This is a genomic window from Pseudomonas cremoricolorata, assembly GCF_000759535.1.
Taxonomy (GTDB): Bacteria; Pseudomonadota; Gammaproteobacteria; order Pseudomonadales; family Pseudomonadaceae; genus Aquipseudomonas; species Aquipseudomonas cremoricolorata_A.
In genome coordinates this window covers 3,668,583-3,692,202 of sequence record NZ_CP009455.1, presented here as the reverse complement: position 1 = coordinate 3,692,202, position 23,620 = coordinate 3,668,583, and the positions used below count along the sequence as shown (strand labels likewise).

Here is a 23,620-nt window from a genome sequence, read left to right as displayed (position 1 = left end):
AGTGATCGATTGGGGTGACGACCGGGTGGCTCGCAACCGCGCCCTATCCAACCACCCTCATCCGCCAACGCCCATACCAACTCAAATGCAGCGCACCAAGCGGCTGGATATCCAGCCGCTGGCTTGCGGCAAACGACAGGTCGAGCACGTGCCGCGCTGCAGCACGTATCACCTGTGGATGGGTGATCGCCAACCAACGTCCCGGACCTAGGCCATGCTCCAGCCAGTCGCCAACGCGCTGTTGCAGCTGATGCAGCGACTCACCGCCATGGGGTGCGGCGTGCGGGTCGTCGAGCCAGTGCTGCAAGGCAGCGCCTGCGTCGCGTTGCAAGGCCTTGAGTGACTGGCCCTGCCATGCGCCAAGGTCACAATCGCGCAAGGCGTCGACCACCTCGCCGCTCAGCCCTAGCCCTTCAGCGGTCTGCCGCACGCGCAACTCCGGCGCCAGCAAGCAGCGCCAGCCTGCCAGCGCCGGGTCGAGCGCCGGCGGCTGGCTCAGCGGCTCATCGACCCGGTGGAAGTGGCCCAGGCGCTGCGCCGCGGTGCCGGCGTGGCAGCGCAAGACCAGCTCGATGGCGCGCATGGCCTGTGTCTCAGCCCTGCGCCGGGGCCATGCGTGCACGGGCGGCGTGGAGCTTTTTGTAACTGTCGAGCAGGCGCAGGTGGCGGTCGAGGCCTTCGAGCTTGAGACTGGTCGGGGTCAGGCCGTGGAAACGCACGCTGCCGTCCATCGAACCCAGCACCGCCTGCATGCGCGCCTCACCGAACATGCGCTGCAGGTTGGCCTGGTAGTCCTCAAGGTGCAGGTCGCGGTCGAGCTGGATTTCCAGCACCACGTTCAGCGCCTGGTAGAACAGCCCACGTTCGACGGTGTTGTCGTTGTATTGCAGGAACATCTCGACCCACTCCTTGGCCGGGTCCCACTGCTTGAGCGCCACGCAGATCAGCAGTTTGAGCTCCATCACGGTGAGCTGGCCCCAGGCGGTGTTGTCATCGAACTCGATACCGATCAGGGTCTTGATCTGGGTGTATTCGTCCAGCTCGCTGTTGTCCAGGCGTGACAGCAGCGCCTTGAGCGCACGGTCGTCGAGGCGGTGCAGGTTGAGGATGTCTTCGCGGAAGTACAGCGCCTTATTGGTGTTGTCCCAGATCAGGTCATCGACCGGGTAGATCTCCGAATAGCCCGGCACCAGAATGCGGCAGGCGGTGGCGCCCAGATGGGTGTACACGGCCATGTAAACCTCGTGGCCGAGGTCTTCGAGAATCGCCAGCAAGGTGGCCGCTTCCTCGGCCGTGGCGCGCTCGCCAGCGGCAGAGAAATCCCACTCGACGAAGTCATGGTCAGGCTTGGCGCCGAAGAAGCGCCACGACACCACGCCGCTGGAGTCGATGAAGTGCTCGACGAAGTTGTTCGGTTCGGTCAGCGCATGGCTGTCGAAGGTCGGTGCCGGCAGGTCGTTGAGGCCCTCGAAGCTGCGGCCCTGGAGCAGTTCGGTGAGGCTGCGCTCCAGCGCCACCTCAAGACTTGGGTGCGCGCCGAACGAGGCGAACACACCGCCGGTGCGCGGGTTCATCAGGGTCACGCACATGACCGGGAACTGCCCGCCGAGCGAAGCGTCCTTGACCAGCACCGGGAAGCCCTGGGCCTCCAGCGCCTCGATACCGGCCTGAATGCTCGGGTACTTGGCCAGCACGCTGGCCGGCACATCGGGCAGGCACAGTTCGTCTTCCAGAATCTGCTTTTTCACCGCCCGCTCGAAGATTTCCGACAGGCACTGCACCTGGGCTTCGGCCAAGGTGTTGCCGGCGCTCATGCCGTTGCTCAGGTAGAGGTTTTCGATCAGGTTGGAGGGGAAATACACCACCTCGCCGTCGGACTGGCGTACGAACGGCAGCGAGCACACGCCGCGGGCCTCGTTGCCGGAGTTGGTGTCGATCAGGTTCGAGGCGCGCAGCTCGTGCTCGGGATCGAAAATGGCGCGGCAGTGCTCATCGAGAATTTCCTCGGGCAGGCTGTCGTCGGCACCGGCCTGGAACCAACGTTCGTCGGGGTAATGCACGAACGGCGCGTTGGCCAGTTCCTCACCCCAGAACTGGTCGTTGTAGAAGAAGTTGCAGTTCAGGCGCTCGATGAACTCGCCCAGCGCCGAGGCCAGCGCGGCTTCCTTGGTGGCGCCCTTGCCGTTGGTGAAGCACATCGGCGACTGCGCATCGCGCAGGTGCAACGACCAGACATTGGGCACGATGTTGCGCCACGAGGCGATCTCGATCTTCATCCCTAAGCCTTCGAGGATCGCCGACATGTTGGCGATGGTCTGCTCCAGCGGCAGGTCCTTGCCGGCGATCAGCGTGCGGTTCTCGCCCTGGGCGCCGGGCATCAGCAGCGCCTGGGCGCTGGCATCGAGGTTTTCCACCTCTTCGATGATGAACTCAGGGCCAGTCTGCACCACCTTCTTCACGGTGCAGCGGTCGATCGAGCGCAGGATGCCCTGGCGGTCTTTGTCGGAGATGTCGGCGGGCAGTTCGACCTGGATCTTGAACACCTGCTGGTAGCGGTTTTCCGGGTCGACGATGTTGTTCTGCGACAGGCGAATGTTGTCGGTGGGAATGTTGCGGGTCTGGCAGTAGAGCTTGACGAAGTACGCCGCGCACAGCGCCGAAGAGGCCAGGAAGTAGTCGAACGGACCCGGCGCCGAGCCATCCCCCTTGTAGCGGATCGGCTGGTCGGCGATCACTGTGAAGTCGTCGAACTTGGCCTCAAGGCGCAGGTTGTCGAGAAAATTGACTTTGATTTCCATGGGCGCTTACCGGGTACCGTCATAACGTGAGTGGCGGCGATTATCCGGATTTTTCCCGTGGAAGTCTTGTCCGCGGCGCTGTGCTCTGGCGCCGCGGACTGGGTGAAAGCGGGCCTGGGTCAGCGCCCCGTCACCTCGGCCTCGTGCGGCTGGGCGTCACGCTCGGCCTTGGCGGGCTTTTTCTCCTGCACCACGATGTAGAACTCCTCGCCATGCTTGACCGCGCCGTACAGCACGGCTTTTTCGATCAGCTCGCCGGCGCGTACGTGACGCAGCATCATCGGGTCTTTGCGCAGGTCGCGGTACAGCGCCAGGCACAGCAGCACCATGACGATGACGAACGGCAGCGAGACGACGATGGTCAGGTTCTGCAGGCCGGTCAGCGCCTCGCCGGGATTGCTCGGGTCACCGATGGCCAGCATGATCGCCGCCACCGTGCCGGTCAGTGCGCCCCAGAAGATCACCGTGGCCCGCGACGGCTCGGTGGTGCCGTGCTCGGACAGCGTGCCCATGACCAGCGACGCGGCGTCGGCGCCGGAAACGAAGAAAATCCCCACCAGAATCATCACCAGCACCGAGGTGGCCGAAGCCCACGGGTAGCTGTCGAGCAACTGGTACAGGGCGTGGTTGCTGTTCACCGCACCGTCGACCAGGGTGAAGGCGCCCTGCTGCAGGGCATCGATGCTGGCGCCGCCGAAGATGGTGAACCACACCAGGCTGACCAGGCTGGGCACCAGCAGCACGCCGCTGACGAACTGGCGAATGCTGCGGCCGCGGCTGATACGGGCGATGAACATGCCGACGAAGGGTGTCCAGGAAATCCACCAGGCCCAGTAGAACACGGTCCAGCCGGCCAGCCAGTTGTCCATCGGCTCGCCGCCGCTGGCACTGGTGCGGGCCATCATGTCCGGCAGGTGCTTGAGGTAGACACCGAGCGAGGTCGGCAACAGGTTGAGCATGAGCAAGGTCGGCCCGACCAGGAAGACGAACAGCGCCAGGGCCAAGGCCAGCACCATGTTGGTGTTGGACAGCCACTGGATGCCCTTGCCAATGCCCGACACTGCCGAGGCGATGAAGGCAATGGTCAGCAACGTGATGATGGCGATGTAGAACAGCTTGCTCGGCTGTTCGATCCAGCCGTTGTACTCAAGGCCACCGGCGATCTGCAGCGCGCCAAGGCCCAGCGAGGCGGCCGAGCCGAACAGCGTGGCGAAGATCGCCATCATGTCGATCAGGCGCCCCAGCGGGCCATTGGCGTGTCGGCCGATCAGCGGCCGGAAGGCGGTGGAAATCAGTTGCGAACGACCACGGCGGAAGGTGCCGTAGGCGATCACCAGGCCGACGATGGCGTACATCGCCCAGGGGTGCAGAGTCCAGTGGAACAAGGTGGTGGCCATCGCCACCTGCATGGCTTCGCTGGTCTGCGGCGCAGCGGTGCCCGGTGGCGGGCTGACGTAGTGCGACAGCGGCTCGGCGACGCCGAAGAACATCAGGCCGATGCCCATGCCGGCGCTGAACATCATCGCCACCCACGACACCGTGCGAAATTCCGGCGCCTCGCCATCGCGGCCCAGCGGAATGCGCCCATAGCGGCTGGCCGCCAGCCACAGGACGAAGACCACGAAAATCGATGAGGTCAGCACGAAGAACCAGCCAAAGTTGACGATCACCCACGACTGCGCACTGGAGGCGCTGGCGGCGAGACTGGCCTGGTTGATGAAGCCCCAGACGATGAACGCAACCGCGCACACGCTGGTGATGCCGAAGACGATCCAGTCGACGGTGCCTTCAAGATGACGGTCCTGACGGGCTTCTTCGGTTTTCGACGGATCGGTGACGCCGAGCGCCAACGGCTCGGGCTGGGCAGGTGTTGCCATGGAGTGGCCCCCGTGTGGGTATGGGCAGGTTTGTTGTTGTTCTGGCGTTCACTCGGTTGCCTGCCCAGGCTTGATCGGCCTCGCTGCAGGCGGCGGAATTATCCGGCCCGCAGCCACCCGCTACGCGTTCCCATACCGTCCTGGCGTGTTCTGCCCGCGACGCCGTGGCAGGCATTCACGACAGCCCACGACGCGGGTAGATACGTGCGCCGCCCATCGGGCGCGGCGCACACGCTGGGGGGCTTAGGACGGCTTGAGACTCAGGCCGGTCTGCGCCGCGGCGGCCAGCCCACACAGCGCCTCGGCGTCGCTGATTGGCGCCTCATCGGGCGGTGACTGCCGGACGCGGCCGCCGAAGAGGCGATCAAACAGGCTCATGCAGCGGCCCGCGACGCTGCGTGTTGACTTGGTCGTGGTCAACCACGGTGAGCACGCCGACGACCAGCGCCTGCAAGCCTTGGTCGAGTTCGGCCTCCATCTCGGCCAGTTGCTCGGGGCTGTCGACGCCGGGCAAGGGCTCGCGGGCGGCGACCGAATACACCGTGTCGGCGGCAGCGAAGGCATGGAAGGCGACTGTGGCCAGCACCCAGCGGGCACGTTCCAGGCTCAGGCCGTAGGCCTCGGCGATGTGCTGCTGGTGGGCGATGATCTTGTCGATCATCGGCGCCGTGGCGGCCAGACGACGGATGACATACGGCGTGACGCCGGGGTGGGCCTTGACGAAGGCGGCGACCGAACCTGCGAACGCGCTGAGGTAGGCCTGCAAGCCTTCGCCGTCGCCACATTCACCAGCCTTGGGGATCTGCCAGCGCTGGAAGATTTCTTCGGCAGCCAGGGTCTTGAGCGCCTCGAGGCTGGCGACATGCTTGTACAGCGCCATATGGCTCACCCCCAACGCGGCGGCCACGCCGACCACGGTGAGGTTGGCCAGGCCGATTTCAACGCTGACGTCGGCGATGCGCTCGCGGGTGATGGTGCGGGGACGCCCGCGTCCTGCGCTGCGTTGCGGCGATTCCATGAAGCACTCCTGACACGGTTGAAGGTGGACTTGTAGCTGTCTTGTATGGATTTCGCAAATTAGTTTATAGTCATGCAACTAATTAATCCGACGTCGTTCGAAGCCGCTTCCATGACCCACGACCACGCCCCCGCACACCCTTCCCGCCCTCTCTCTACCCTGCTGGCGCCGATCCGCGGGCAACTGATCGCCGCCGCCCTGTTGGCGGCGCTGGGTGCGGCGCTGAGCCTGGTGCCGCTGGCCGGTGTCGCAGCGCTTGGCGCCAACCTGCTGAGCGAGCAGGCCAGCCCCTGGAGCAGCGGCGCAATCATCGCCGTCAGTGTCGCCTGCCTGTTCGCCAGCGGCGTGTTCAGCGTGCTGGCCGAACTGCTGGCGCATCTCGCCGACAACCGCATCACCGGGCACTTGCGCCTGGCCCTGGCCCGGCACCTGATGCAGGTGCCGCTGGGCTGGTTCGGGGGGCGCAGCTCCAGCGCGGTCAAGCGCGCGTTGCAGGATGACATCGGCACCCTGCACAGCCTGGTCGCGCATTTCTTCACCACCCTGGGGCGGGTGCTGGGCGCCGTCACTGCGGCGGTCGGCTACCTGATGCTGATGGACTGGCGCCTGGCGCTGCTGGCCCTGCTGCCCTTCCCAGGTTTTGTGCTGTTCCTGCGCCGAGCCATGGCCGCCAGTGCGCAACACATGGGCCCACTGGGCGAACGCATCGCCGAGCTGGAAAACGCGGTGGTCGAGTTCGTCAATGGCATGCCGGTGCTCAAGGCCTTCGGCAATCGCCACGACCCGCGCTACCAGCGCGCCGTCAGTGGCTTTGCGCACGCCTTCGACCAGTTCACCCGGCCTCTGGTAGTGGCGATGGCCAAGGCCAACGCGCTGATCGCGCCGGCAACCGTGCTCGGTGTGGTGCTGATCGGCGCGGTGCTGATGGTTGCCCTGGGCTGGATGACCCCACTGCAGGTGCTGCCATTCGTGCTGGTCACCCCCGGGCTATGCGCACCTTTGTTACTGCTGCACGCCATCACCCACGACCTGCACAACGCGGTAGCCGCGGCCCAGCGTGTGCTGGACCTGTTGCACACGCCGGTGCTGGCGCAACCTGTGCGCGCACAGCACCCACGCGACAACGAGCTGCGCGTCGAAGGCCTTGGCTTTGCCTATGACGCGCAAAAGCCGATCTTGAGCGGCATCGACTTCACCCTCCAGCCCGGCACCACCACTGCGGTGGTCGGCCCGTCCGGCTCGGGCAAGTCGACCCTGGCGCGCCTGCTGCTGCGCTTTCACGACCCCAGCCAGGGCCGCATCACCCTTGGCGGCGTCGACGTGCGGCACATCGACAGCGCCACCTTGTACGGCCGCATCGGTTTCGTCCTGCAGGACGTACGCCTGCTGCGCGCCAGCATCCGCGACAACATCGCCCTCGGCCGCCCCGACGCCAGCCAGGCCGACATCGAAGCCGCGGCGCAGGTGGCGAACATTCACCAGCGCATCCTGCAATTGCCACGCGGCTATGACGCGGTGATCGACGATGACGCGGTGCTTTCGGGCGGCGAGCGACAGCGCCTGAGCATCGCCCGCGCCGTGCTGATCGACCCGCCGCTGCTGGTGCTTGACGAGCCCACCGCAGCCGTCGATGCCGAGGGCGAAGTGGCCTTGCAGGAGGCGCTGGCGCGATTCGCCAAAGGCCGCAGCGTGCTGGTGATTGCCCATCGCCTGGATACGGTGATGCATGCCGAACAGATTCTGCTGCTCGAGCGCGGCGTGATCTGCGAACGCGGCAGCCACGCTGAGCTGCTCGCAGCCCACGGTCGCTATGCCCGGCTGTGGGCGCTCGGCGATTACGCCAGCGCGCTTGAACACGATTGCCAACAGCCACCGGCACAGGCCCCTGCTCCATGCTGAACACCTTGCGTACCCTGCTCGGCGAGCACACCTCGACACTGCGCCACTACCTACTGTGCAGCGTGCTGTACGGCCTGCTCAGCGGCTTGACCCTGTGCCTGCTGGTGCCGATCCTGCGTTGCCTGCTGCGTGGCGAACTGGCCGCGGCCAGCCTGTGGCTGCTGACCCTGGCCTGCACCATGCTGCTTGGCTGGCGCGGGCGTCTGGCGCTGGAAAGAACCGGCGTGGCGGTGGCCTTCGCCTTGCTGCGCGAGGGTCGCCAACGCCTGGGCGAGCATGTCGCGAGCCTGCCGCTGGGCTGGTTCAGCCCCGCCCACACGGCGCGTCTGGGGCAGTTGATCGGGCCGGGCATGATGGCCCTGGCGCAACTGCCGGCGCATGTGCTGACGCCGCTGATCAGTGGCGCGCTGGCCGTGTTGCCGGTGGTACTGCTGCTGAGCGTGCTGTCGTGGCCGCTGGGGCTGGTAGCGCTGGGCGGTGTGCCGCTGCTGCTGGCCAGCCTGCTGCTCAGTGCGCGTCTGGCGCGGCGCAGCGAGCAGGCCTACACCGCGCACTTTGCCGAGGTCAGCCAGCGCCTGCTGGAATTTGCCCAGCTGCAGCCGGTGCTGCGCGCCTTCAACGCCCAGGGCAGCGCCACCGCCCAGCTCGAGCAGGCACTGGCTGCGCAGCAACGCAGCGCCAGGCGGCTGATTCTGCGCTCGACCCTTGCGGTGGTGCTCAATGGCTGGGTGGTCCAGGGGCTGTTCGCCGCACTGTTGCTGGCCGCCGCCTGGCAAATCGACCCTGGCTTGCCCGCTGATCAGGCGCTGCTGTTGCTGCTGGCGCTGGTGCTGACCAGCCGCTACGTCGATCCGCTGCTGGATGTGATCAACCAGGTCGAGCTGCTGCGCAGCGCCGATGGCCCGCTGCAGGCCGCCACCGAGGTGCTCGCCGCGCAGCCCCTGCCCGCGCCGCGCCAGCCGCAGTCGCCAGCCCATGCCGGCGTCAGCTTCAGCGGCGTGCACCTGCGTTACGCCGATGATCAAGCCGAGGTGCTGCGCGGTGTCGACCTCATGTTGCCGCCCGGTAGCATGACCGCGCTGATTGGCGCCTCCGGGGCCGGCAAGACGTCGCTGATGCGGCTGATCGCACGCTTCTTCGAAGCGACCCAAGGCAGCGTGCGCATCGGCGATGTCGATGTGCGAGCGATGTCCAGCGAGGTGCTGGCAGCGCAGGTCAGCCAAGTGTTTCAGGATACCTGGCTGCAACAGGGCAGCATCGCCGACAACATCCTCATCGCCCGCCCCAACGCCAGCGCCACCGAGTTGCACGATGCAGTACAACGCGCTGGGGTCGAGGATATCATCGCGCGCTTGCCCGACGGGCTCGACACCCAGGTGGGTGAAGGCGGCGCGCGACTCTCGGGCGGCGAACGACAGCGCATCAGCATTGCCCGGGCACTGCTCAAGCAGGCGCCGATTCTGCTGCTCGACGAAGCCTGCGCGGCCTTGGACGCTGAAAACCAGGCCTTGATCGGCCGTACCCTGGCACGCCTGCGCGGACGCTGCACGGTGCTGGTGATCGCCCACCAGTTGTCCACCGTGGCCCTGGCTGACCAGATCGTGGTCCTGGAGCACGGCCAGGTCGTCGAAGCCGGCCCGGCGCCGCGCCTGCGCCATCAAGGCGGACGCTACGCCGCGTTCCTCGCCCAGCGCACGGCGGCCAAGCGCTGGCGGGTGAGCACCGCTGCGCCTGAGTCACCGACGCCATGATCCGCAGCCACCTGAACTGGGCCGTGGCGCTCGGCGTGCTGTGCGCGCTGTCGCTGCTGATCGGTGCCCGCGCGCTGCCCTTGAGCGGGCTGTGGCAGGGCTCGCCCGAGGCCTGGCTGACCCTCACCGCCAGCCGCCTGCCGCGCCTGCTGGCACTGCTGGTGACCGGCGCTGGGCTTGCGGTGTGCGGGCTGATCCTGCAGCACATCGTGCGCAACCGCTTCGTCGAGCCGGCCACCACCGGCGGGCTGGATGCGGCCAAGCTGGGCATTCTGCTGGCGCTGATCAGCCTGCCCGATGCGGGCGTCGGCCTGCGCATGCTCATCGCCCTGGCCGTGTGTCTGGGCAGCAGCCTGCTGTTTCTGGCCCTGGTGCGTCGGCTGCCGGCGCAGCAGACGGTGCTGGTGCCGGTGATCGGCCTGATGTACGGCGGCGTGCTCAGCGCCGTCGCCGAAGGCTACGCCTACCGCCACAACCTGCTGCAGAGCATGCAGGGCTGGTTGCTCGGCGATTTCTCCAAGGTGGTCCAGGGCAGCTATGAAGTGCTCTACCTGAGCGTGCCGGCGCTGCTGCTCAGCTACCTGTTCGCGCAGCGTTTTACCGTGGTCGGCATGGGTGAAGGCATCGCCACCAGCCTGGGCCTGAACTACCCGGCCAGCGTGGCGCTGGGGCTGCTGCTGGTGGCTGTGACGGTCTCGGCCACGGTCATCAGCGTCGGCGCGATTCCCTTCGTCGGCCTGGTGATCCCCAACCTGATCGCCCTGCGCCATGGCGACAACCTGCGCCGCAGCCTGCCTTGGGTCGCGCTGGGCGGAGCCGTACTGCTGCTGGCCTGTGACATCCTCGGCCGGCTGCTGATCTACCCCTTCGAGGTGCCGATCGGCCTCACCGCGGGCATCGTCGGCGGCGCGCTGTTCCTCAGCCTGCTGCTATGGCAGCGACGTTGATGGCGCGCCATGCGCCGTGGGCGCTGGTGCTGCTGCTGAGCAGCGCCTTCGTGCTGGTTGGCGCCGACTGGGACCTGACCTACGTGATTCCCCGGCGCCTGCTACGCCTGGGCGCCATGCTGGTAGGCGGGGTCTGTGTGGCGTGGTCGGCGATCACCTTCCAGACCCTCACCGGCAACCGCTTGCTGACCCCGGCGGTGATGGGCTATGAGGCCCTCTACCTGTTGCTGCAGGCGCTGCTGGTGCTGCTGCTGGGCAGCGCCGGCGTGGTGCTGCTGGGCGCCCAGGGCAATGTGCTGCTGGCCGCCAGCGTGATGTTCGGCTACTCGTGGGTGCTGCACCGCTGGCTACTGCGCGAGGGCCAGCACAACCTGTACTTCCTGCTGCTGGTGGGCCTGGTGCTGACCCTGCTGCTCGGCTCGCTGACCCAGTTCGTGCAGTTGAAGATCAGTCCCGGCGAGTTTTCCCTGCTGCAAGGCGTCAGCCAGACATCGTTCAACCGCGTGCAAGGTGCCCAGTTGCTGGTCGCGGCGCTGCTGGTCGGGGGCCTGGCGCTGCTCAACCGCAGTCAGCTGAACACCCTCGATGTGCTGGCCCTGGGCCGCGACCAGGCCAGGTCGCTGGGCGTCGATTATCCGCGCGTGTTGCGCCGGCAACTGGCGCTGATCGCCGCCCTGGTGGCGATCTCCACCAGCCTGCTCGGGCCAACGGCATTCATGGGCGTGCTGGTCGCCAACCTCGCCTATCGCCTGGCGACCAGCTACCGCCATCGCCTCACCCTGGCGCTGGGCAGCGCCATCGCCATTGTCGTGTTCCTCATCGCGCAACTGCTGGTGGAGCACCTATTCAATTACAAGACCACCGTCGGCCTGCTGATCAATCTGCTTTGCGGCGGCTACTTCCTGGTCTTGCTGACCCGCCAGCGGAGCCACCGATGATCAGCGTCCACGACCTGCACAAACACTACGGCCCACGCACGGTGCTCGATGGCGTCAGCCTGAGCTTTCCCGAGCGCCGCCTGACCTCGCTGATCGGCCCCAACGGCGCCGGCAAGAGCACCTTGCTGCTGATGATCGGCCGGCTGCTGGAGGCCAGTGCCGGTGAGGTTCGCCTGGCTGGCCAGCCGATCCAGCGCATTGCCAGCAATGCCTATGCACGGCGGGTGGCGACCTTGCGCCAAGCCACCGAGCTGAACCTGCGCCTGCGCGTCGAAGAGCTGGTCGAGTTCGGCCGCTTCCCCTACTGCGGCGGCCGCCTGCACGCCGACGACCACCGCGCGGTGGATCAGGCCATCGCCTTTCTCGGCCTCGATTCGCTGCGCCAGCGCTACGTCGACGAGCTCAGCGGCGGGCAGCGGCAGATGGCCCTGCTGGCCATGACCATCGCCCAGGAGACCGACTACCTGCTGCTCGATGAGCCGCTCAACAACCTCGACATGCGCCATGCCGTGCAGATCATGCGCGCCCTGCGCCGGCTGTGCGACGAGCGCGGCTGCACCGTGCTGCTGGTGGTCCACGACATCAACTTCGCTGCCAGCTATTCCGACCACATCGTCGCCCTCAAGGCCGGGCGCGTGCATTGCGCCGGCAGCGTCGCCGAGGTGGTCACCGAAACCCGTCTGCGCGCGCTGTACGACCTCGACTTCGCCATCAGCCACAGCGCGCGCGGGCCACTGTGCAACTACTTCAACCCACCCCGAGACTTGTCATGAAGCCGATCCATGCCATGCGCCCCTGGTCACTCACGTTGCTCAGCGCCGTCCTCAGCCTGTCGGGCTGTTTCGACGGCGAGCCAGCCTCACGCGCCACCGCCCCGCCCGCGCAGGCGCCTGTCACGGTGGAGCACGGCCTGGGCCGCACCGAGGTGCCGCGACCGGTGCTGCGCACGGTGGCGCTGGACATGAACGAAGTGGATTTTCTCGACCAATTGCAGGTGCCGATCGCGGCCATGCCCAAGGATTTCGTCCCCGATTATCTGGCACGTTACCGCGACGCCGCCGACACCCTCGACGCCGGGGCCATCGTGCAACCCAACCTGGAGCGGGTGCACGCGGCGCGGCCCGACCTGATCCTGATCACCTCGCTGCAGGCCAATCACTACCGGGCGCTCAGTGAAATCGCGCCCACCGTGCAGTACGACGTCGACTACCGCGACAGCCACAGCGGCTACACCGAGGTGATCCGCCAGCACCTGACCACCCTGGGGCAGATCTACGATAAACAAGCCCTGGCCGCCGAGAAGATCGCCGCCCTCGACGCCGACCTCGCCCGTGCCCGCGCGGTCACCACCGGGCGCAGCGAGCGGGCGCTGGTGGTGCTGCACAACAACGGCGCGTTCACTACCTTCGGCGTCAAGTCGCGTTATGGCTTCGTCTTCAGCGAACTGGGGGTGCAGCCGGCCAGCGCCGAGCTGGACACCGGGCTGCACGGCCAGCCGATCTCCAGCGAGTTCATCCAGCAGGCCAACCCGGACATCCTCTATGTGGTCGACCGTACCGCAGTGATGGAAGGCCGCCCGCGCCTGAATGCCGAGACCCTGAGCAATCCGCTGCTGCGCCAGACCAACGCCTGGCGCCAGGGTCGGGTGCGTTTCGTCGACCCGCAGGCCTGGTACGTCACCGCGGCCAGCCCGACGGCGCTGTCGCGCATCGTCGACGATGTGATCGAGGGCTATCAGGACTGAAGCCCGCCCAACAGCAGGGACGCTGACGGGTTCGTTCAGGGCTGATTCTCATTCGCCCTTCGACCTCGTCTTGCATTGCCAATAACCATTGCCCACTGACTTCATCGGAGACACCCACGTGTTCAACCGCTCATCGCCCCTGCGCGGCATACCCCTCTGCCACCTGCCGCGCACTCCGTTGGCCCACGCTGTATTGCTCGGTCTGAGCGTGTCTGCCACGGCCTTGCCGGTGGCTGCCGCCATCCCACAGGACTCATCCGCTATTCGCGAGTCTAGCGCTGCCAAGCCCGCGCCAACCGAACTGGAGGCCACACAGATCGACGCCCAGGCGCCGGTGCCCAATGCCCTGCCGCCCGCCTATGCCGGCGGCCAGGTGGCCTACGGCGGCCGGGTCGGCCTGCTCGGCAACAAGGACGTCATGGAGACGCCGTTCAGCACGGTCAACTACACCGACACCTACATCGCCGACCGCCAGGCCCGCGACATCACCGAGGTGATCGCCGCCACCGACCCGGCGGTGTTCAGCAACGGCATCACCGGCACCTACAGCGAGAACTACTCGATCCGGGGCTTTGCCTCGAACATCAACGACGTGTCGATCGGCGGGCTGTTCGGCGTAGCGCCGTACTACCGCACCTCGCCTGAGATGTACGAGCGCATCGAGGTAATCAAAGGCCCCTCGGCCCTGCTCAACGGCATGCCGCCGACCGGCTCGGTGGGTGGGGTCATCAACCTGGTGCCCAAGCGCGCAGGTGCCGAGCCGCTGACCCGGCTGACCGGCACCTATCAGTCCGACGCGCAGTTCGGCGGCCACCTCGATGTCGGGCGACGCTTTGGCAGCGAACAGCAGTTCGGCGTGCGCTTCAACAGCGTCTACCGCGATGGCGACACGCGTACCGACCATCAGCGGGTCAAGGCCGAACTCAACGCCCTGGCGCTCGACTGGCGCGGCGAGCAGGCGCGGCTGTCGCTCGATCTGTACCAGGCCGACGACTTCATTCGCGGGCAGAACCGTGGCGTCAGCCTGGCGCCGGGGGTGGCCGTGCCGAAACCGCCGAAACCGGGCACCCTGCTCAACCCCGACTGGGGCTATGTCGAGAGCAAGGACAAAGGCGGCATCCTGCGCGGCGAGTACGACCTCGGCGACCAGGTCACCGCCTATGCCGCGTTCGGCGCCAGCGAAACCCATTACGCCTACAACGGCACGCTGCTGGCCAACGTACTCAACGAGCAGGGTGATTTCCTCACCCGCATGGGCCAGTTGAAGATGGACCTGCACAAGCACAGTGCCGATGTCGGCCTGCGCGGCCACTTCGCTACGTGGGGCGTCAGCCATCAGTGGTCGGTCAATGCCACCCGCTACGCCGACACGCAAAAGGACTATGGTCGGCGCCACGTGGCAGACTACGACTGGATCACCAACATCCATCACCCGGTCTGGGGGCCAGAGGCGCCCGAGCAATGGCCCGCCGTGCAGCACGTGGAGAACCGCCTGACCAGCTATGGCGTGGCCGACACCCTGGGGCTTTTCGATGAGCGCCTGCAACTGACTCTCGGCGTGCGGCGACAGGAAGTGCGCACCGACAACTTCGACACCGACAACGGCGCGCGCCTGTCGCGCTACGACGAAAGCGCCAACACCCCCGCCGCTGCCGTGCTGTTCAAGCTCACCGATGAGGTGTCGCTGTACGCCAACTACATCGAAGGCCTGAGCAAGGGCGGCAAGGCGCCGTTCGACGCGCCCAACAGCGATGAGATCTTCCCGCCGTACAAGTCCAAACAGAAGGAGGTGGGGGTCAAGGTCGACCTGGGCACCTTCAGCCATACCCTGGCGCTGTACCAGATCGAGCGCCCCAGCGCCTACAGCGATCCGGTGACGCGGGTCTATTCGTTCGGTGGCAAGCAGCGTAACCGCGGCGTGGAATGGACCTTCTTCGGCGCGCCGCTGGATGACGTCCGGCTGATGGGCGGCGTGGCCTACGTGTCGCCCAAGCTGGTGGAAAGCGACGACGATGAGGAAAAGGGCAAGTACGCCACCGGCATTCCCAAGCTGCAAGGCAAGCTTGGCGTGGAATGGGACACTCCATGGATCGACCACCTGACCCTGACTGCCAATGCCACCTCGATGTCCAAACAGTACCTGAGCAGCGACAACAGCCAGTCCATCCCCGGCCACACGATCTACGGCCTCGGCGCCCGCTACGCGCTGGACATCGCCGGCCGCCCGGTGACCCTGCGCGGCACGGTGAACAACGTCACCAACAAGGCCTACTGGGGCACGCCTTTGCTGGCGAGTCTGGGCCTGGGTGAAGGTCGCACCGTGCAGGTGTCGGCTTCAGTCGATTTCTAGGGCCAGCAGCAGGCGCCAAGCGGCAAGCTTGGCGCTTGCTGCTATGCTGCGCCCTTGTCCGCACGAGTACCGACCATGAACCGCCGCAAGAAGATCAACCAACTGCTCAAGGCCAACGCCAAGAAAGCCAGCGCCAAGCTGGCCCCGCGCAGCAGCAAACCGCGCTACATCAGCAAGGCCGACCGCGCAAAGCTTGAAGCCGAGGCCGGGGCTGAAACCAGCGGTGAGTGAGCGTGATTGACCTGCGGCGCTGGCGCCGCTGGTCTTGCCAAGGTTGCTCCTTGGATCGCAGGTGAACCGCACCGGCGGCCCGCCCGCTCCTGAGGGGGGGCGGTGACGCGATCCAATCAAACTTTTCCAGCGTCACAGGTTCTGCTCTTAAGACACCTGATGCTTGTTAAGGAGCACCCCATGAAGCCCACCGACACCCATTCCGGGGACAAAGTCCCACGTCCTATTTCTTCCGATGAAGCCCAACGCGGCGAGGGTTCGCCTGACCCGGTGCTCGAGCCGGTCAACCCTGCCACGGAAGTGGTTGACAAGGTCATCACGCCGACTTCTGTGAAAGAGCTGGAAGAACAGACCCGCGAAATCAACGAACGTCTGGCCAACGTCGAGCCAAAACCCCAGCGCTGACGTCCCGCCCTGCCCCGCGCGCCGTCGCTGTACGGCGCCCGCCCTCGCTGCCTTGCCACGCGCCCAGCGTTTCCTCCTGCCCCGCTATGGCTTACCCTGCACGCCTACCGTTGCCGGGCCATGTCATGTTCGATTGGGAAGACCTCCGTTATTTCGCCGCCTTCGTCAACGCAGGCTCCCTGTCGGCTGCGGCAAAATCGTTGGCCGTGGACCACGCCACCGTGGCCCGGCGCATCGCGGCCCTGGAAGCGGCGCTTAACCTGAAGCTGGTCGATCGGCGGCCCCGCGCTTATGTGCTGACCGATCATGATCGGCGGGTCGGCGAGATGGCCCAGCAGATGGGCGAGGCATCTTTTGCCTTGGAGCACTTCGCCAATGCCGGGCAGCAGGCCATCGAAGGTCAGGTGGTGCTCAGCGCCCCACCGGCCCTGCTCGGCAGCCTGATCGCACGGCGCAGCGGAGAGTTGCTGGCGCGCTACCCGGCACTGGCGCTGAAGCTGATCGGCAGCAAGTCACGTGCCTCGCTGACCCGCCGCGAAGCCGACATCGCCATCAGCCTCAGCCGCCCCGGCGAGCCGACCTTGGTGGCGCAACTGCTCGGCCATCTCGACTACCGTCTGTACGCCGCAGCGAGCTACCTGCGTCGTGGCCTAGCGCCTGCGTACATCGGCTACGACCAGTCCCAGGCCAAGTCGCCGCAGCAGCGCTGGCTGCTGCAACAGGCCGGCGACGGGCCGTTCGTGCTGCACAGCAACGACTTGCGCATTCAGGCCGAGGCGGCCGCTGGTGGCGCTGGCATCGCTTGCCTGCCGACGTTCATGGCTAAGGAGCATCAACTGGAGCCGGCGCGTCCCGAGGCCGGGTCGATGAGCATCGAAATCTGGCTGGCGGTACACGAAGACGCCCGCGCCACGCCACGTATCCGCGCGGTGATGGACTTTGTGCAGCACTGTTTACGGCCATTGCTGCGCTTGTGAATTTATGCAGAGCCCAGGTGCGCGAATAGGGAATTTCCCTACACCTGCGGCGTCGGTATCGTCACCGCTACTGGTCGCCCGCCACCGTCGGCGAGCGAGGCTCTACAGGAGATTACGATGCGCTACGTCAAACTCGGCAACACGGGGCTGGACATCTCGCGGCTGTGCCTGGGCTGCATGACCTTTGGCGAGCCGGACGCCGGTACCCACCCCTGGACCCTCGGCGAAGAGGCCAGTCGGCCGATCATTCGCCATGCGGTCGAGCACGGCATCAACTTCTTCGATACCGCCAACAGCTACTCGGCCGGCACTTCCGAGCAGATCGTCGGCAAGCTGCTCAAGGAATTCACCCGCCGCGATGAAACGGTGATCGCCACCAAAGTGTTCTTCCCCGCCAACATGTGGCAGGGCGGCGACCGTCCCAACGAGCAGGGCCTGTCGCGCAAGGCGATCATGACCAGCATCGACGCCAGCTTGAGCCGCCTGGGCACTGACTATGTCGACCTCTACCAGATCCACCGCTGGGACTACCACACGCCCATCGAGGAGACGATGGAAGCCCTGCACGATGTGGTCAAGGCCGGCAAGGCGCGCTATATCGGCGCCTCGTCGATGTACGCCTGGCAGTTCGCCAAGGCCCAGCAGGTGGCCGCAAGTAACGGCTGGAGCCGCTTCGTGTCGATGCAGAACTACCTCAACCTGCTGTACCGCGAGGAGGAGCGCGAGATGATTCCGCTGTGCCGCGACCAGGGCGTCGGTCTGATGCCCTGGAGCCCCATGGCCCGCGGCCGGCTGACTCGCCCCCAGGGCGAGCAGACCGCGCGCATCCTCAGCGATGAATCGGGGGCGTCGTTCTACGCTGGCACCGAAGTCGAGGATGGCAAAGTAATCGATGTGGTCGAGCAGGTGGCGCTCGAGCGTGGCGTGCCGATGGCGCAGGTGGCCTTGGCCTGGGTGCTCAACACCCAAGGTGTGTCGGCGCCCATCGTCGGTGCCTCAAAGCCCGCGCAGCTCGACGATGCCATCGCCGCGCTGGAGCTGACCCTGAGCCCCGAGGACATCGCCCGCCTTGAGGCGCCCTACGTGCCGCACAAGGTCACAGGCTTCAAGTGATCGCCACAGCGCCTGGCCATGCGGCCGGGCGCTTTCACGCTGAAACGACCGTAGGTTCTGTATGAAAAGTCCTGAGACGCCGGGGAGACAAGGCCGATGGCGGCCCCGACTAGGCGTCCCCGCAAAAACAGCCGAGGAAGCGGTCGGAGTCGCGCTCGACTTTACTGAGTGTAAATGAGCATTCCGAGGCTGTTTTCAACGCAGTATCACCAAGTATCAAGGCTTTTCGTACGGAGCCTGGAATTCCCGCGGCGACGATTTCCCGCGCCGAATTTGCAGTCAAGGAAGATACCCCAGCATGTCGCAGTTTTCCCAATGCCGTGTACTCGGCACCGCCAGTGTGTTTGCCCTGAGCCTCAGTGGTTGCATGTTCAACGGTAATTACCCGGATGCCACGGGTGATGATGCGGCGAAACTTCGTTTCATCAGCAGCAACGAAAACACCGTCATGGCCTTGTTCGATGCCGAGCACTGCGATGGGCGCAGTACCGGCATGCTCAACAATATCTTCAGCGCCAATGCCAACCGCCGCGCCGACATGCGCGTGGCGCCCCCGGCAGGTGCCAAGGCCTATGTGGAAGTGCGCCTGCAACCGGGCGTGGACTACTCCGCCCAGGCCAATACCACTGGCACCGGCTATGCCTGCACCCTGCGCTTCAACCTTGTTCCGCAAAAGCACGGCGAATACGAAGTGTCGTTCGACTCTTCGCGCAGAGGCTGTGAATTGACCCTGAACGTGCTCACCGAGCAGAACGGTAAAGCCCTTCGCTCGCCGCTGCCGGTGGTCGAGCGAGGCCTGCCCAGTTGCGCTGGGGCGAACCGGCTCTTCCCGAACATCGAGCCGATCGCACCGCAGTCGCCCGAGCGCTCGGCACTGATCGAGCGAATCATCGACGCCAGCATCATCGACAAGATGAAGCCTGAGCTGAACCGCCCGCCGCAGTCGCTGCAAACCAGCATCGACAACACCGTGCAAACGCGCAAAACGCGCATGGGCATCGACCTGCCAGCGGCCTACTGGAGCGAATACCGCCGCAACATCGAGCGCTTCCTCGCCGATGCGCAACAGGCCAAGGTCGACGTCCTGCAGGGCTACAAAGAGTACTACCGCAGGCAATTGGCGCCGATGGACACCGCCGACCTCGAACGGCTGCTGCCCGACAACCCCAAGGCCGACCGCAGCGTTTCGGCTTCCAACAACAGCAACATGCTCGAGTTCTACAACCGCAGCGAGCAGCAAGCGCTCAGGGAAAACTACAGCGCCCACCAGGCACGCATGGCCGACCTCGACCGACGCTTCGATGTCTGCGAGCGCTTCGCCGGTTGCTGGCGCAACTGACCGCTCAGCCCAACGCCGATACCACTACCCGGGTGGCCTCGGCCAGGGCAGCATCGCGCCAGGCCGCCTTGGCCTCGGCGCTGCGGCTGAGCACGGCCAGCACCCAGGGCGCGCGCCCCGCTGGCCACAGCAGCGCCACGTCGTTGGCCACGCCGTAGTCACCGGAACCTGTCTTGTCGCCCACCGTCCACCCCGCCGGTACGCCTGCGCGAATGCGCTTGGCGCCGGTGGTGTTGCCTTTGAGCCAGGTTTGCAGTTGCCCACGGCCGGCGTGATCGAGCGCGTCACCCAGCGCCAGGCGCTGCAGGCTCAACGCCATTGCCTGAGCGCTGCTGGTGTCGCGCGGATCATCAGGCAGTGCGCTATTGAGGTCAGGTTCGATACGGTCGAGACGAAATACCGGGTCACCCAGGCGGCGGGCGAAAGCCGTCAGCTCGGCCGGACCGCCCAACAGTTCCAGCAGCAGATTGGCGGCGGTGTTGTCGCTGTATTGCAGGGCCGCAGCACACAGCTCGGCAACCCTCATGCCCTGCCCGACCTGGCGCTCGGTGACCGGCGAATACACCACCAGGGCGCTGGCCGGATAACGGATCACCCGCGCCAGCAGTTCCCGTTCAGTCTGGCTGCGTTGCAAAACGGCGCCGGCCAGCATCACTTTGAAGGTGCTGCACATCGGCAGACGCTGGTCGGCGCGGTAGGCCAACTGGCGGCCGCTGCCGGTGTCCAGGGCGAAGACGCCGAGGGTGATGCCATGCTCGCGCTCGATCCGTTGGAAGCGGGAGTCTGCCGAGTCGGCAGCCCAGCCTGGCAGCGCGAGCAGCGTCGAACCGGCGGCAGCGCCCTGAAGCACGCGGCGGCGAGAAAAATCAGCCTTCATGGCAAGGTTTTCGAGCGAGAAAGGGGCGCCAAGCCTAACCGCTGACGCCCTGCCCTCCAAGGCCGGGTTGGGCGCACCTCAGGCGCGCGCCGACCTTACCGGCCACAGTTGCGCCACCGCCCACAGCACCTCCAGCGCGAGAATCGGCGAGATCAGTGCCGTCGCACCCTGGCTCAGGGCGTAGCCCTGCCAGCAGGCGAACAGCACCCGGCCAGCAGCGTCATAACGGCCCAGGCGCTGCTGCGCATGGCGAATACGCAACCACGCCCAGACGCAGACGATCGACCCCATGAGGTTGGCCATCATCATCTGCACGGGGCCGAACGCCGGCAGCGTACCGGCCAGCCCCAACTGGCCGTGCAGATCGCCGAGCGCTGCGTGCAGCAGCCTGAAACTCCACGGTGTGACGAATGCCGCGGTGATCAGCAGGTCGTACAGCCCGCTTGCCCGCACCAGTTTCAAATACCCCGTTTCACTCCACATGTTGCCGTCCTTGTTGATCGATGAAGCGCGCAGGCTAAAGCCTGGAGTATGCTCCAGGGTCAAGTCTTTCCAGGGGGTGATGATGCGCATCGGTGAACTGGCCCAGGCCTGCGGCGTGAGCCGCGATACGCTGCGGTTCTATGAGGCCAGGGGGCTGATCAGCGCCCAGCGCCGGGCCAACGGTTATCGTGATTACCCGGTGGAAACCGTGCAGCTGATGCTGTTCATCCGCAACGCTCAGCGCCTGGGCTTCAGCCTCGAGGAAATCGGCAGCAACGTCGATGCGCTGTGGCAGGCCGCCGACCCGGATCAGGCCATTCGCCGGCTGTTGACGGAAAAACTGGCCCTGATCGAAGAACGCCTGCTGGCCCTGCAACAGCTGCGCGACGGCCTGCGCCAGAGCCTGACCCAGCAGTGTCCATTGCGTGAGGTGAGTGTGCCGGCCTGAGCCTTGCGCGAAGCAGTCTTCAGCCGTAATCGGCGGCGCAGCCCTGCAGTTGCCCGGCAGGTGTGCGCGCCGCCATCACCAGCACCATCACCAGGCCCAGCGCCGCCATGCCGGCGCCGGCCAGGGCGATTGCCGCATAGCCAAGCCCGGCCTGGATCACCGCCCCGCCAACCACCGCGCCAATCGCATTGCCCAGGTTGAAGGCGCCGATGTTCACTGCCGAAGCCAGGTTCGGTGCGGCCTTGGCCGCCTGCATCACGCGCATTTGTAGAGGCGGCACCAGGGCGAAGCTGGCCGCGCCCCACACCAGCACCGCCAGCGCCGTCGGCAGCGCCCAGCCGAGCACCAGCGGGAAGGCCAGCAATACCCCGATCAGCACAGCAACGACACGATCAGCGTGCGATTAACCGAGCGATCCGCCGCCTTGCCGCCGCACAGGTTGCCCAGGGTCAGGCCGATGCCGAACAGCACCAGCATCGCGGTGATGAACGTCGACGACGCACCCGCCTCGAGCTGCAAGATCGGCGCAATGTAGGTGATCGTCGCCTCGGCCGACTACCTGGCACGCTGCGGCACCCCCGAACACCCCGGCGACCTCGCCCGGCACAACTGCCTGCGCTTCAACTTTCGCCGGGCTGCGCCGGACTGGCCGTTTCGCATCGGGGGCGATGAACTCACCTTGAAGGTTGCCGGCAACATCGAGTGCAGCAGTGGCGAAGCCTTGGCCCAGTTCGCCCGGCTCGGCGCCGGGATTGCCCGCATCGGGCGCTTTTCGGTCAATGATGACCTGGCCAGCGGACGCCTTCAGGCGCTGCTGGAGCCATTCAACCCCGGCGATCAGGAACCGATCCATACGGTGTTCGTCGGCGGCCCGGCGATGCCGGCGCGGGTGCGCGTGTTCGTCGATTTTCTGGTGGCCCATCACCAGGCCGGGCACTGGTGCCAGCCGCTGGTCTTAGCGGCGCCGGCAGGCTAGTCGCTGCTGTGCACCACCACCAGCAGCTGCGCCTGCTGCTCGGACACGGTGCGGATGCGGTGGGATTTCTGCGCGTTGAAGTGCAAGGCATCACCCTCTTCGAGGATCAGCGACTCGTTGCCGAAATCCACTTCCACGGTGCCGCGGTGGACGAATACGAACTCTTCGCCCAGGTGTTCCTTGAACGCCGAATGGGCGAACGAGCGCGGTGGGTAGACCATGAACGGCAGCAATGCGCGGTCACCGATGTGCCGGGCCAGGGGCACGTGCGCCGGGCCACTGGCATCACTCTCGCGAGGCTGGGCGCGCACCAGGCTGTAACCCTCGGCCGGTAGCGCCTGGTCGCTGAACAGTTCCTCGGCCTGGGCGTTGAGCGCCTTGGCCAGTTTCAGCGCCACCGCAATCGAGGGTGAACTCAAGCCACGCTCGACCTTGGACAGGTAACTTTTCGTCAGCCCCGTCTGCTCGGCCAGTTGTTCCAGGGTCATGCCCATCTTCTTGCGCAACACTCTGAGCTGTACCGACATGCTGTTCCTTGACTCTGAATGACACATAATTGTTGCATATGACACAAAGTGTCATTAGATTGAGTGGGCGCCCCGCGTCATTGCCGTGACCGGTGGCCGCTTCACCCATTCGCCCGGGAGCTACCCCATGACTGCGACCCTAGACACCCCGAAAGAGCAACTGATTCAACTGGCCCAGCGGCAGATGCTCACGGCCCTTGCCGACTGCACCTACAGCACGCGGGAAAAACTCGCCCTGACCTGCCGGATTCTGTTCGACGCCGGCCATGATTCCGGCCTGGCCGGGCAGATCACCGCCCGCGCCGAACAGCCTGGCGCATATTACACCCAGCAGCTGGGCCTGGGTTTCGATGAAATCAGTGCCAGCAACCTGTTGCTGGTCGATGAAAACCTCAACCTGCTCAGTGGCGAGGGCATGGCCAACCCGGCCAACCGCTTCCACAGCTGGCTGTACCGCGCCCGCCCTGACGTCAACTGCATCATTCACACCCACCCGCTGCACAGCGCCGCGCTGTCGATGCTGGAAGTACCGCTGGCGGTGTCGCACATGGACCTGTGCCCGCTGTTCGACGACTGCGCCTTCCTCAAGGACTGGCCGGGCATTCCGGTGGGCAACGAGGAAGGCGAGCTGATCGCCGCGGCCATTGGCGACAAGCGCGCGATTCTGCTCTCGCACCATGGCCTGCTGGTGGCCGGCAGCAGCGTGGAAGAGGCCTGCGTGCTGGCCATGCTATTCGAGCGCGCCGCGAAGATGCAGTTGCTGGCGATGGCCGCAGGCGAGGTCCAGCCGATTCCCGCCGCCCTCGGCCAGCAGGCCCACGACTGGATTTCCACGCCCAAGCGCCACGGCGCCGCTTTCAACTACTACGCCCGGCGCGCCCTGCGCAGCCACGGCGACTGCCTGAACTGACCCTTGCCCCTT

Annotated in this window: 22 protein-coding genes and 2 pseudogenes; 15 read left to right on the top strand and 9 right to left on the bottom strand. The window is 66.0% G+C overall.

Annotated features, from left to right (window positions below; genetic code table 11):
- Window positions 1–43: 43 nt before the first annotated feature.
- The 5 genes from LK03_RS16795 to LK03_RS16780 form a co-directional block, all read right to left on the bottom strand.
- Window positions 44–583, bottom strand: a complete 540-nt coding sequence (locus LK03_RS16795) for a histidine phosphatase family protein (protein ID WP_038413525.1) — start codon at window positions 581–583, stop codon at window positions 44–46.
- Window positions 584–593: 10 nt separating this feature from the next.
- The gene (locus LK03_RS16790) at window positions 594–2,798 is read right to left on the bottom strand and encodes an OsmC domain/YcaO domain-containing protein (protein WP_038413524.1); all 2,205 of its coding nucleotides are present in this window, start codon (window positions 2,796–2,798) and stop codon (window positions 594–596) included.
- Window positions 2,799–2,917: 119 nt separating this feature from the next.
- Window positions 2,918–4,675: a BCCT family transporter gene (locus LK03_RS16785; protein WP_038413523.1), complete on the bottom strand. Its 1,758-nt coding sequence runs from the start codon at window positions 4,673–4,675 to the stop codon at window positions 2,918–2,920.
- Between the two features lie 243 nt (window positions 4,676–4,918).
- On the bottom strand, window positions 4,919–5,053 hold the full coding sequence (locus LK03_RS22670) for a hypothetical protein (protein WP_276203306.1): 135 nt from the start codon (window positions 5,051–5,053) through the stop codon (window positions 4,919–4,921).
- Window positions 5,040–5,693: a TetR/AcrR family transcriptional regulator gene (locus LK03_RS16780; RefSeq protein WP_038413522.1), complete on the bottom strand. Its 654-nt coding sequence runs from the start codon at window positions 5,691–5,693 to the stop codon at window positions 5,040–5,042. Before LK03_RS16780 ends, LK03_RS22670 begins: the two co-directional genes overlap by 14 nt.
- Before the next feature lie 111 nt (window positions 5,694–5,804).
- Here LK03_RS16780 and LK03_RS16775 point away from each other — a divergent pair, with 111 nt between their 5' ends.
- From LK03_RS16775 to LK03_RS21625, 12 genes are all read left to right on the top strand, one after another.
- On the top strand, window positions 5,805–7,592 hold the full coding sequence (locus LK03_RS16775; protein WP_038413520.1) for an ABC transporter ATP-binding protein: 1,788 nt from the start codon (window positions 5,805–5,807) through the stop codon (window positions 7,590–7,592).
- Window positions 7,586–9,343, top strand: coding sequence for an ABC transporter ATP-binding protein (locus LK03_RS16770; protein ID WP_038413519.1), 1,758 nt, complete (start codon window positions 7,586–7,588; stop codon window positions 9,341–9,343). The genes LK03_RS16775 and LK03_RS16770 overlap by 7 nt, the downstream gene beginning before the upstream one ends.
- Window positions 9,340–10,290 (top strand): ABC transporter permease, encoded by a 951-nt coding sequence (locus LK03_RS16765; protein WP_049870529.1) that lies wholly within the window; start codon window positions 9,340–9,342, stop codon window positions 10,288–10,290. The genes LK03_RS16770 and LK03_RS16765 overlap by 4 nt, the downstream gene beginning before the upstream one ends.
- Complete coding sequence (locus tag LK03_RS16760; RefSeq protein WP_081951627.1) at window positions 10,275–11,228, top strand: iron chelate uptake ABC transporter family permease subunit; 954 nt, start codon at window positions 10,275–10,277, stop codon at window positions 11,226–11,228. Before LK03_RS16765 ends, LK03_RS16760 begins: the two co-directional genes overlap by 16 nt.
- On the top strand, window positions 11,225–12,001 hold the full coding sequence (locus LK03_RS16755; protein ID WP_038413516.1) for an iron ABC transporter ATP-binding protein: 777 nt from the start codon (window positions 11,225–11,227) through the stop codon (window positions 11,999–12,001). Before LK03_RS16760 ends, LK03_RS16755 begins: the two co-directional genes overlap by 4 nt.
- On the top strand, window positions 11,998–12,972 hold the full coding sequence (locus tag LK03_RS16750) for a siderophore ABC transporter substrate-binding protein (protein ID WP_038413515.1): 975 nt from the start codon (window positions 11,998–12,000) through the stop codon (window positions 12,970–12,972). The genes LK03_RS16755 and LK03_RS16750 overlap by 4 nt, the downstream gene beginning before the upstream one ends.
- A gap of 118 nt (window positions 12,973–13,090) precedes the next feature.
- A complete protein-coding gene (locus LK03_RS16745; RefSeq protein WP_156109545.1) occupies window positions 13,091–15,322 on the top strand; it encodes a TonB-dependent receptor in 2,232 nt (743 codons plus the stop codon).
- 75 nt (window positions 15,323–15,397) lie between these two features.
- Complete coding sequence (locus LK03_RS22035; RefSeq protein WP_081951626.1) at window positions 15,398–15,553, top strand: DUF2986 domain-containing protein; 156 nt, start codon at window positions 15,398–15,400, stop codon at window positions 15,551–15,553.
- A 180-nt stretch (window positions 15,554–15,733) separates the two neighbouring features.
- Window positions 15,734–15,958 carry a hypothetical protein gene (locus LK03_RS16740; RefSeq protein ID WP_038413514.1) on the top strand — a complete coding sequence of 75 codons (225 nt, stop codon included), beginning with the start codon at window positions 15,734–15,736 and terminating at the stop codon, window positions 15,956–15,958.
- Between the two features lie 125 nt (window positions 15,959–16,083).
- Entirely contained in the window at window positions 16,084–16,935 is an 852-nt protein-coding gene (locus tag LK03_RS16735) for a LysR family transcriptional regulator (RefSeq protein WP_038413512.1), read from the top strand.
- Between the two features lie 117 nt (window positions 16,936–17,052).
- Window positions 17,053–18,048 carry an aldo/keto reductase gene (locus LK03_RS16730; protein ID WP_038413511.1) on the top strand — a complete coding sequence of 332 codons (996 nt, stop codon included), beginning with the start codon at window positions 17,053–17,055 and terminating at the stop codon, window positions 18,046–18,048.
- A 298-nt stretch (window positions 18,049–18,346) separates the two neighbouring features.
- A complete protein-coding gene (locus LK03_RS21625; protein WP_049870528.1) occupies window positions 18,347–19,387 on the top strand; it encodes a hypothetical protein in 1,041 nt (346 codons plus the stop codon).
- 4 nt (window positions 19,388–19,391) lie between these two features.
- Here the strand turns inward: LK03_RS21625 and bla are convergent, their stop codons facing one another.
- Window positions 19,392–20,264, bottom strand: a complete 873-nt coding sequence (gene bla / locus LK03_RS16720) for a class A beta-lactamase (protein ID WP_081951625.1) — start codon at window positions 20,262–20,264, stop codon at window positions 19,392–19,394.
- A 78-nt stretch (window positions 20,265–20,342) separates the two neighbouring features.
- The gene (locus LK03_RS16715) at window positions 20,343–20,747 is read right to left on the bottom strand and encodes a hypothetical protein (protein ID WP_038413510.1); all 405 of its coding nucleotides are present in this window, start codon (window positions 20,745–20,747) and stop codon (window positions 20,343–20,345) included.
- 82 nt (window positions 20,748–20,829) lie between these two features.
- Here LK03_RS16715 and LK03_RS16710 point away from each other — a divergent pair, with 82 nt between their 5' ends.
- Window positions 20,830–21,195, top strand: coding sequence for a MerR family transcriptional regulator (locus LK03_RS16710; RefSeq protein ID WP_038414786.1), 366 nt, complete (start codon window positions 20,830–20,832; stop codon window positions 21,193–21,195).
- A gap of 19 nt (window positions 21,196–21,214) precedes the next feature.
- Here the strand turns inward: LK03_RS16710 and LK03_RS16705 are convergent.
- Window positions 21,215–21,732: pseudogene (locus LK03_RS16705) on the bottom strand (MFS transporter); the annotation flags it as partial.
- Between LK03_RS16705 and LK03_RS16700 the strand changes: the two are divergent.
- A pseudogene (locus LK03_RS16700) lies at window positions 21,731–22,171 on the top strand (LysR substrate-binding domain-containing protein); the annotation flags it as partial. The pseudogenes LK03_RS16705 and LK03_RS16700 overlap by 2 nt on opposite strands.
- On the opposite strand, the gene LK03_RS16695 reads toward LK03_RS16700, so the two are convergent.
- The gene (locus LK03_RS16695) at window positions 22,168–22,698 is read right to left on the bottom strand and encodes a helix-turn-helix domain-containing protein (protein ID WP_038413508.1); all 531 of its coding nucleotides are present in this window, start codon (window positions 22,696–22,698) and stop codon (window positions 22,168–22,170) included. The pseudogene LK03_RS16700 and the gene LK03_RS16695 sit on opposite strands and share 4 nt — an antisense overlap.
- A 127-nt stretch (window positions 22,699–22,825) precedes the next feature.
- Here LK03_RS16695 and LK03_RS16690 point away from each other — a divergent pair, with 127 nt between their 5' ends.
- Entirely contained in the window at window positions 22,826–23,608 is a 783-nt protein-coding gene (locus tag LK03_RS16690; protein WP_038413507.1) for an aldolase, read from the top strand.
- The last annotated feature ends 12 nt before the right edge of the window (window positions 23,609–23,620 follow it).